Origin of the sequence: Lentzea indica (assembly GCF_012184385.1) — a bacterium.
In the GTDB taxonomy this organism is placed as follows: domain Bacteria; phylum Actinomycetota; class Actinomycetes; order Mycobacteriales; family Pseudonocardiaceae; genus Lentzea; species Lentzea indica.
This window is the reverse complement of sequence record NZ_VSRL01000302.1, coordinates 1-9,940: the sequence shown is the minus strand read 5'-3', so window position 1 is coordinate 9,940 and position 9,940 is coordinate 1. Positions and strand designations below refer to the sequence as shown.

Annotated in this window: 7 protein-coding genes; 6 read left to right on the top strand and 1 reads right to left on the bottom strand. The window is 68.4% G+C overall.

The window, feature by feature from the left end:
* Positions 1-831: 831 nt before the first annotated feature.
* On the bottom strand, positions 832-1,101 hold the full coding sequence (locus FXN61_RS42900) for a nitroreductase/quinone reductase family protein (RefSeq protein WP_167979577.1): 270 nt from the start codon (positions 1,099-1,101) through the stop codon (positions 832-834).
* Positions 1,102-1,516: 415 nt separating this feature from the next.
* Here FXN61_RS42900 and FXN61_RS42895 point away from each other — a divergent pair, with 415 nt between their 5' ends.
* The 6 genes from FXN61_RS42895 to FXN61_RS42870 all read left to right on the top strand — a co-directional run bounded on the left by FXN61_RS42895 (position 1,517) and on the right by FXN61_RS42870 (position 9,859).
* A complete protein-coding gene (locus tag FXN61_RS42895; protein WP_167979576.1) occupies positions 1,517-4,393 on the top strand; it encodes a glycoside hydrolase family 48 protein in 2,877 nt (958 codons plus the stop codon).
* Positions 4,394-4,404: 11 nt separating this feature from the next.
* A complete protein-coding gene (locus FXN61_RS42890) occupies positions 4,405-5,658 on the top strand; it encodes a lytic polysaccharide monooxygenase (RefSeq protein WP_223165838.1) in 1,254 nt (417 codons plus the stop codon).
* Positions 5,658-6,110 (top strand): hypothetical protein, encoded by a 453-nt coding sequence (locus FXN61_RS42885; RefSeq protein ID WP_167979575.1) that lies wholly within the window; start codon positions 5,658-5,660, stop codon positions 6,108-6,110. Before FXN61_RS42890 ends, FXN61_RS42885 begins: the two co-directional genes overlap by 1 nt.
* Positions 6,111-6,130: 20 nt before the next feature.
* Positions 6,131-7,861, top strand: a complete 1,731-nt coding sequence (locus FXN61_RS42880; protein ID WP_167979574.1) for a glycoside hydrolase family 6 protein — start codon at positions 6,131-6,133, stop codon at positions 7,859-7,861.
* A gap of 106 nt (positions 7,862-7,967) precedes the next feature.
* Entirely contained in the window at positions 7,968-9,017 is a 1,050-nt protein-coding gene (locus tag FXN61_RS42875; RefSeq protein ID WP_446684961.1) for a LacI family DNA-binding transcriptional regulator, read from the top strand.
* Between the two features lie 125 nt (positions 9,018-9,142).
* On the top strand, positions 9,143-9,859 hold the full coding sequence (locus FXN61_RS42870) for an ABC transporter substrate-binding protein (protein WP_223165837.1): 717 nt from the start codon (positions 9,143-9,145) through the stop codon (positions 9,857-9,859).
* Positions 9,860-9,940 lie beyond the last annotated feature (81 nt).

The following is a 9,940-nucleotide window of genomic DNA, read 5'->3' as shown; positions in this document are numbered from 1 at the left end:
ACTGACTGCCGCGATCTGGCACAACCGCGCCACCGGCCAGCCCGTCACCCGATCCCTGATCGCATACGACCACTGATCAGTTAGGACTTACTCGTCTAGTTGTCGGGGCCGGTAAGGCGGCGCTTGTGCCGCCCGAGAGAGTGCCGCTGTGCCAACGCTTGATCATCTCTCTGGCGGGGCGCCGCTGGCCGAGCGGTTCGAGCTCGCGTACGCCGATGTAGGCGGGGGGCAGCGTGTTCCGCTGACCGAGGCCCCAGTCGAGGCCTTCGAGGTCGCGTTCGGGGAGTGGGCACGTCGTGAACTCAGCGGGTGTTCCGACCTGGAGGGACCGTTCCCGGCTGCCGGTGCTTGTTGGTAGAATGATCGGGTTCGTCGCTTGAGGCGAGGGTTTCCTCGGGCTGGGTTCCATCCATGCGTACCTGATCGCGATAGCGATCATCCTGCTTTTCACTCACGTCGCCTCCTACATCAGTCTCAAGTGGGCAGACAGTGAGCGTCGAGGAGGTGGTCACATGACGCTTTTCATGAGCGTTGCACTCCTGACCGTGTCGGGAGTCGGATCGAACTGGGTAGCGTCAGCGCTGCCATCCTGGCCTGAAGCGACGAACACTGGGCTTGTCCCTCCGACTGCTGCCGTGTGATCCGTTTCCCGGCACGTCGTCGCCCGTTCGGGTCGCTGCGGTGACGTCACGCAAATCTTCGGAAGGCGGGTCGCCGGCAACGTGTCGGCCGCGATGGAGCGGAACGCGTGACGTATCCCGTGTTGTGGGGTAGCAGGCTGTTACTGCTAGCCTCCCGATCATGACTTCCTGTGTTCAGATGAACACGGGATCAGTCCCGGGTTTGAGTGTTGGAATTGTGGTACCAGGTGGGGTGCTCGGGCGCGCCGCCCTTGGAGGCCACCACCGCGTAGCTGCCGTCGTGCTCCACGCGCATGACGGGGGTGTAGCGCAGCTTGCCGCTCTTCGCGCCACGCACGGTCAGCAGCACGATCGGCTTGCCGAGGACCTTGATGCCCTCGGTGGTCCCGGTTTCCAGGATCTTCTTCGTCTGGTTCTGCACCCAGTCGGTGGGGCTGAGCTCCACGGTGACGTCTGCCATGCCCACGATCAACATTTCCCGGGCCGCTCTCATTCCCCGGCGGGTGGTCGGCGTGCGGCGACGGTTCGGCAACCCGGCGCACGTCCACAGCAATTATTACGGCGGCGTGACGGACTGCGGTGCCGCGCCGCCGTGGAGGCCGGGGGTCCTCGTCTCGGGCGACCACCTCGAGAACACGCAGGCCCCGTTCCACCACGGCGGGCCCGCCCCACACCGCTCTGGGAGCGGTCCCAGAATTCCACTCGAAGAGAGCAGTAAGAGGAACGGGCGGACGAACCGTTGCGGCGCTGTAGAGCGCAATGCAAGACGCCGTTCGGGGCACGGGCGACTAATCCGGGGGCCAGTTGGCCGATGTGGCTCACGTTACAGTGCCGTGAACTCTGGGAGCGCTCCCAGTTGTCGAGAGGGCGGCGGCATGACTCGACGAACATTGGCATTGGCGGTTGCGGCGGTGGTGGTGACCGGCGGGGTACCCGCGATGGCGGCGCCAGCAGCGGTTGCCTGCACCGTCACCTATCAGATCACCAACGAGTGGGACACCGGCTTCGGCGCCGGCGTGTCCATCCGCAACGACGGTGACGCGCTGAACGGCTGGAACCTGACCTGGACGTTCCCGGACGGGCAGCGCGTCACGCAGGGCTGGAACGGCAATTTCACCCAGAGCGGCGCCGTGGTGACCGTGACGAACCCGGACTGGGCGCGCACGCTCCCCGCCGGTGGCACCACGCAGGTCGGTTTCAACGGCAGCAAGGGCTCGGCCAACCGGCCGCCGACGGACTTCGCGGTGAACGGCGTGGCCTGCACGGGCCCCAACAAGCCGCCGTCCGTGGCGCTGACCGCGCCTGCCACGGGCGGCACCTACACCCTGCCCGCGACGATTCCCCTGGCGGCGACCGCGCAGGACACCGAAGGCACGGTGGCGAAGGTCGACTTCTACGCCGGCGACCAGCTGATCGCGACCGACACGAGCGCGCCGTACACCGGCACGTGGACGTCGGCGACGGCGGGTGATCACCGCATCACCGCACGCGCCACGGACAACCTGGGCGCCGCGACCACCTCCGCACCCGCCATGGTCAAGGTGCTGGCCGGACCGGCCGTGCTGGCCGCTCCGAGCACGGTCTCGGTCAAGCAGGGTTCCACGGCCACGTTCGACGTCTCGCTGGCCACGGCGCCGAGCGAGCCGGTCACCGTCACGGTCGCCCGCACCGGCAGTGCGGACCTGACAGCGGCGCCGACGACCCTGACGTTCTCCAGCGCCGCGAAGCAGACGGTGACGGTGACGTCGGCGAACAACGGCGGCGAACTCGCGACCGCCACGTTCACCGCGACGGCACCCGGCCACAGTCCCGCGAGCGTCACGGTCAAGGAGCTCGATCCGTCCACTTCGGACTTCAACAAGGCGTTCCTCGACCAGTACAACAAGATCAAGGACCCGGCGAGCGGGTACTTCCGCAAGTTCGGCGACCTGCTGGTGCCGTACCACTCGGTCGAGACGCTGATGGTGGAGGCGCCGGACCACGGTCACCAGACGACGTCGGAGGCGTACAGCTACTACCTGTGGCTCGAGGCGAGCTACGGCCGCGTCACCGGTGACTGGGCGCCGTTCAAGTCCGCGTTCGCGTCGATGGAGAAGTTCATCATCCCGGCGAAGGCCGACCAGCCGACCAACGACTCGTACAACGCGTCGAAGCCGGCGACCTACGCGCCGGAGCACCCGAGGATGGACCGCTACCCGGCGGTGCTGGACAGCGCCGTCCCGGTGGGCCAGGACCCGATCGCGGCCGAGCTGAAGTCCGCGTACGGCAACTCGGACATCTACGGCATGCACTGGCTGATCGACGTCGACAACACCTACGGCTTCGGCCGCTGCGGTGACGGCACCACGGCGCCCGCGTACATCAACACCTACCAGCGCGGCTCGTCGGAGTCGGTGTGGGAGACGATCCCGCATCCGTCGTGCGACACGTTCAAGCACGGCGGTACCAACGGCTACCTGGACCTGTTCACCAAGGACTCGTCCTACGCCAAGCAGTGGAAGTACACCAACGCGCCGGACGCGGATGCCCGCGTGGTGCAGGTGGCTCTGCTCGCCCAGCAATGGGCCACGGCACAGGGCAAGGCCGGGGACATCGCCAGCGAGATCGGCAAGTCCGCGAAGATGGGTGACTACCTGCGCTACGCCATGTTCGACAAGTACTTCAAGCGCATCGGCAACTGCACGAGCCCGAGCTCGTGTCCCGGCGCGACGGGCAAGAACAGTGCGCACTACCTGATGTCCTGGTACTACGCCTGGGGTGGCGCGTACGACACGTCCGCGGGCTGGTCGTGGCGCATCGGTGACGGCGCCTCGCACCAGGGTTACCAGAACCCGTTGGCAGCACACGCTCTCGCGAACGTGCCCGCGCTCAAGCCGTTGTCCGCCACCGGACAGCAGGACTGGTCGACGAGCCTGAACAGGCAGCTCGAGATGCTGCAGTGGTTGCAGTCGGCCGACGGCGGGCTGGCCGGCGGTGTCACGAACAGCTGGGAAGGTCAGTACGCCTCGCCTCCCCCCGGCACACCGACGTTCTACGGCATGTACTACGACGCCCACCCGGTGTGGCGCGACCCGCCGTCGAACCGGTGGTTCGGGTTCCAGGTGTGGGGAATCGAGCGCACGGCGGCCCTGTACCGGCTGACCGGTGACGCCCGCGCCAAGAAGATCCTCGACAAGTGGGTGCCGTGGGCGATCGCGAACACGACCACCGGCACGAACTTCCAGATCCCTGCCGATCTGGAGTGGTCGGGCACGCCCGACACGTGGAACGCCACCAACCCCGGCGCCAACGCGAACCTGCGCGTCCGGGTCCTCAACCGCAACCAGGACGTCGGTGTGGCCGCGTCCTACGCCAAGGTGCTGCTGAACTACGCGTCGAGGTCGGGCAACGCCCAGGCCAAGACCACCGGTGAGGCGTTGCTGACGTCGTTGCTGTCGCACCAGGACAGCCTCGGCATCGCCACGCCGGAGACCCGCGAGGACTACAAGCGGTTCGACGACACGTACAACGCCACCACCGGTGAGGGCCCGTACGTTCCGCCGGGCTGGACCGGGAAGATGCCCAACGGCGACCAGGTCGGGCAGGGCGCGTCGTTCCTGTCGATGCGGTCGATGTTCCGCAACGACCCGCAGTGGCCCAAGGTGCAGTCCTATCTGGACGGTGGTCCGGTACCGACGTTCACCTACCACCGCTTCTGGGCCCAGGCGGAGATCGCCACCGCGTTCTCCCTGCACACCGAACTCTTCGGCTGAGGAGCAACGAGATGAGGAAACGATTAGCGCTCTTCACCGTGGTCGCCTGCACGGCCGCGGTCCTGGTGAACACCAGCGCTCCGGCGCTCGCACACGGCTCGATGGTCTGGCCCGCGAGCCGTACCTACGCCTGCTACCAGGACGGCCGCGCCGGCAGCGGTGGCGGTGACCTGCAGCCCACCAACCCGGCGTGCGTCCAGGCGGTCGCCATCGGTGGCAAGCAACCGTTGTGGGACTGGTACGGCAACCTGATCAGCAACGCGGCCGGACGGCATCGGGAGATCGTTCCCGACGGCAGCCTGTGCGGCCCGACCACGAAGTACGACGCCTACAACCAGGCGCGGGCCGACTGGCCGGTGACCCAGGTGACGGCGAACGCCACGGTCACGTTGCGGTACAACGCATGGGCGCCGCACCCAGGCACGTGGGAGCAGTACGTCACCAAGGACGGCTTCGACGTGACGAAGCCGCTCAAGTGGTCGGACCTGGAGCCCGTCCCGTTCGACAAGATCACCAACCCGCCGCTGGGCAACGGCGAGTACAGCTGGCAGGCCCGGCTGCCCAACAAGTCGGGCCGGCACATCATCTACTCGCTCTGGCAGCGCTCGGACAGCCCGGAGGCGTTCTACAGCTGCTCGGACGTGGTGTTCGGCGGAGGGGTGCCGGACACCCAGCCGCCCACCGCTCCCGGTACCCCGGTCGCGTCCGCGGTGTCCGGCAGCTCCGTGCGGCTGGACTGGCCGGCGGCGACGGACAACTTCGGTGTGTCGGAGTACCGCGTCTACAGCGGTGATCAGGTGGTCGCCACTTCGACCACGAACTCGGTCACGGTGCGGGGGCTGACCTCGAACGCCGACTACACCTTCCGCGTGGTCGCGATCGACGGGGCGGGCAACGCCTCGCCCTCGTCGCCGGGCGTCAGCGTGCGCACCGGCAGCGGTCCCGGCGCCTGCACGGTGACCTTCACCAAGCCGAGCACCTGGAACGGTGGCTACACGGCGAACGTGAAGATCGCCAACAGCAGTGCGGAGGCCGTGCGCGCGTGGCAGCTCGTCTGGGACTTCCCCAGCGGGCAGCGGGTGTCGTCGGCCTGGTCGTCCACGATCACCGTCGCGGACGGGAAGGCCACGGCGAAGGGCGCCTCGTACAACGCCGACATCGCCGCCGGTGGCACCGTCGAGTTCGGCTTCAACGGTGCGACGACCGGGGCGGTGACGGACCCGGTGAACTTCGAGCTGAACGGCGTTTCGTGCGCCGTCCCGTGATGAGGGTCCTCCTCGCCCTCTTCGTGGCCGGTTCGGTCGCGTGCGCCATCGTGGTCGCACGCGCCGAACCGGCCCCGGACCCGGCAAAGGGGGTCGACGGGATCGCGGCCTGGCTGAACCAGGTCACCGGTGACTGCACCGACGTGCGCAAGGGCGAGGACTTCGCCGCGTTCGCCGGACCGGTGCGGGCGAAGGTCTACGGGCCGTACATCGCGGAGTGGGGCACCTGCGTCAAACCGCCCTACGAACGGCTGGGACTCCTGGTGCTGCGGCCCGGACTGGAGGAGGCCTGGCGCGGCGCGATGGCGCGGGGCGAGGTCCGTGGCGATCCGGACCTCGTGTTCGGCGACGGGTTCGCGATCACCGGCTCGACCGGAATGGAGCACCTCGGCCTGAAACGACTCGAGTGCACGCCTGCCGCGTGCTCGCTCATCCAGATCAAACACCATTGAAAGACAGGAGATCCGTGGCAATGAGGCTCAACGGACAAAGGCGGTGGGCCGCGGCGGGAGTCGCCGTCGCCACCGCCGTGGCGACGTTCGGGGTGGCGCTCAGCGCACCCGCGGGCGCCGCACCTGGCTGCAGGGTCGACTACACGGCGAACAACTGGGGCGGCGGCGGCTTCGGTGGCGCTGTGAAGATCACGAACCTGGGCGACGCGGTGTCGGGCTGGACGTTGAAGTTCAGCTTCCCCGGCAACCAGCGCGTGTCCCAGGGGTGGAGTGCCAACTGGACCCAGTCGGGTGCTGACGTGACGGCGACGAACATGCCGTGGAACGGAAGCCTCGGCACAGGGGGGTCCGTCGACATCGGCTTCAACGGCAGCTACAGCGGTGGCACCAACGACAACCCGGTGACGTTCACGCTCAACGGCACGGAATGCACGGGGCTGCAGCCGACCACGACCACGACCACCACGACGACGAGCAGTGGCCCGAACCCGGACCCCGGTAACCGCGTCGACAACCCGTACGTCGGCGCGAAGCAGTACGTCAACCCGGACTGGGCGGCCAAGGCGAACGCCGAGCCGGGAGGCAGCAGGGTCGCGAGCCAGCCGACCGGTGTGTGGATCGACCGCATCGCGGCGATCACCGGCACCGTCGACTCCCGCGGCATCGCCGGGCATCTGGACGAGGCGGTGCGCCAGGCGGCGGGCTCACCACTCGTGATCCAGTTCGTGATCTACAACCTGCCGGGACGTGACTGCTCCGCACTCGCGTCCAACGGTGAGCTCAAGCCCACCGAGATCGGCCGCTACAAGACGGAGTACATCGACCCGATCGCGGAAATCCTCGCCAGGCCCGCGTACAAGGACCTGCGGATCGTGACCACGGTGGAGATCGACTCCCTGCCGAACCTGATCACCAACGTGACGCCGCGCCCGACCAAGGTGGACGCTTGCGACGTCATGAAGGACAACGGCAACTACGTCACCGGTGTCGGCTACGCGCTCAAGAAGCTGGGCGCGGTCCCGAACGTCTACAACTACCTCGACATCGGCCACCACGGCTGGATCGGCTGGGACGACAACTTCGGCGCGACGGCCGACCTGCTGTTCCGTGCGGCGAACGCCGAGGGCAGCACGAAGGCGAACGTGCAGGGGTTCATCGCCAACACCGCGAACTACGGTGCGCTGAAGGAGCCGTACTTCGCGATCGGCGACTCGGTCGACGGCAAGTCCGTGCGTGAGTCGAAGTGGGTGGACTGGAACCGCTACGTCGACGAACTGTCCTACGCGCAGGCGTTCCGGCAGCGCGCGGTGACGGCGGGCTTCGACGCGAATGTCGGCATGCTCATCGACACCAGCCGCAACGGCTGGGGCGGTGCGGCGAGGCCGACCGGTCCCGGGCCGAGGACGACGGTGGACACCTACGTCAACGGCGGCAAGCTGGACCGGCGCATCCACCTCGGCAACTGGTGCAACCAGTCCGGTGCCGGGCTGGGCGAGCGGCCCAAGGCGGCACCCGAAACGGGCATCGACGCGTACGTGTGGATGAAGCCGCCGGGTGAGTCCGACGGCGCGAGCAAGGAGATCCCGAACAACGAGGGCAAGGGCGCCGACAAGATGTGCGACCCGGCCTACACCGGAAACATCCGCAACGGCAACAACATGTCGGGTGCACTGGCGGACGCCCCGCTGTCCGGCAAGTGGTTCTCCGCGCAGTTCCAGGAGCTCATGCGCAACGCCTACCCGGCGCTGTGACGACGAGACTGCCCTGAGACGACGCCTGCACGACTTCCGCTCGTGCAGGCGTCGACCGCCGCCGTCGCAGCCGCATCTGCGACGGCGGCGGCCTCCACAGGAACGCGTGAAAGTGGGTCGGTGTGGTCACCATCTCGGACGTCGCGCGGCACGCGGGGGTCGCCCCGAGCACCGTCTCCTACGTGCTGACGGGCAAGCGGTCGATCTCGCGGACACGAAGTCGAAGGTCAGGGGAAGCATCAGGGAGCTGGGCTACCAGCCGCACCCCGGTGACCGCGCGTTCTCGACGCGCGGCACGAACGTGATCGGGCTGGTGCTGCCGCTGCGAACGGGCATGCACCTGCCGGTGGTCATGCGGTTCGTCAGCGCCGCGGCGGCGGCCGCACGCAGGTACGACATGGACCTGCTGCTGATGACGGCGGACGACGGCGCGTCCGGACTGCGCAGGGCCACCGACAACGCCCAGGTCGACGGCTTCCTGGTGATGGACGTGGAGATGAACGACGACCGCGTGCCGCTGCTGCGGCAACTGTCCAAACCGTCCGTCCTCATCGGACACCCCGCGGTGACGAGGGGACTCACCTGCGTCGACCTCGACTTCGAGGCGGCGGGAGCGAAGTGCGTGGACCACCTCGCCGACCTCGGGCACCGCTCGATCGGTTTTCTCGGCGCACCGAGCGCCGTCTACGTGCGCAACACAGGATTCGCCCACCGGACGATGGCCGGGTTCAGCGCGGCCGCGATGCGCAGGGGTGTCGTGGCGACGGCCCTTCCCGCCGAGCACGACCACGACTCGGTGATCAGGGCGACGAAGACGCTGATCAGCGCCCACCCGTCGATGACAGCGCTGGTCGTGCACAACGAGGCGGCGCTCGGCTGGATCGCCAGATGCCTGCGCGCGTCCGGGCGGCAGGTGCCCGGTGACGTCGCCGTGGTCGCGATCTGCCCCGACGAGCTCGCCGAGCAGATGTCACCGCCGTTCACCTCGGTGCGGCTGCCGGCGGAGGAGCTCGGCAGGCACGCGGTGAACCTCCTGGTCGCCAAGCTCGACGGCAGGCAGCCGTCGCCGCTGATGTTGCTGCCGCCCCGGCTGTCCCGGCGTGCCAGCACCCCGGATCCGGGCTTCCCGGCGCGCGGCGCGGCCGCAACCGGCTAATGGCGTGGCCAGGAACGTTGCCGGGCGATGGGATCGAATCATTGAGATTTCAACCACTAGGGCTGACATTGGTTAGGCTTGCCTCATAGGGTGGCGAGGTCGATTCCCTTGCCGACAGGACGTTCATGCACCGCTCCCGCCGCCCTCTCCAAGGCCTCTGCGCCCTGCTCACCCTCACGCCGTTGCTGGCAGGCTGCTTCGTGGCCTCCGGCACCGGCACGGACACCGGATCGGCCGGTCGGCTGCGGGTCGCGCTCGCGATACCGCCGGTGCAGGCGTTGTCCCCGTTCAGCAACGACGCCACGGTGCTGAGCAAGCTCTCCGTGGCCGAAGGGCTCACGGCCCTGGACTCCAACGGTGCCGCCGCACCCGCGCTGGCGACCTCGTGGGTCCGCAAGGACGCCACCACCTGGACGTTCGAGCTGCGCAAGGCCACCTTCCACGACGGCACCGCGGTCACCGCCGAGACCGTCGTCGCCGCGCTCGGCCACGCCGCCGCGGCCAAGGTCAAGCCGCGGGTCCTCAGCGACGTGACGCTGACCGCGAAGGCCGAGGACGCCGACACCGTCACGATCAGCACGAGCACCGTCGACCCGGTGCTCCCGCTGCGGCTGGCCAGTCCCGCGCTGGGCATCTTCGCGGCGAAGGCGTACGCGCAGGACGGCAGCGTCAGCCCGATCGGCGCCGGAACGGGCGCCTTCAAGATCACCAAGCTCACCGGGAAGAGCGCGGTGACCCTGGACCGCTTCGAGGGCTACTGGGGCGGCCAGGCCACGGCCGCGGGCATCGACGTGACCTGGATCGCCGACGGCACCGCCAGGGCCAACGCCTCGCTCCGGTGAGGTCGACGTCGCCGAGTGGATCCCCGCCTCCCAGGCGAAGCTGCTGGCCGCCGACACCCGGCACGACGTGCCGTCCGTGCG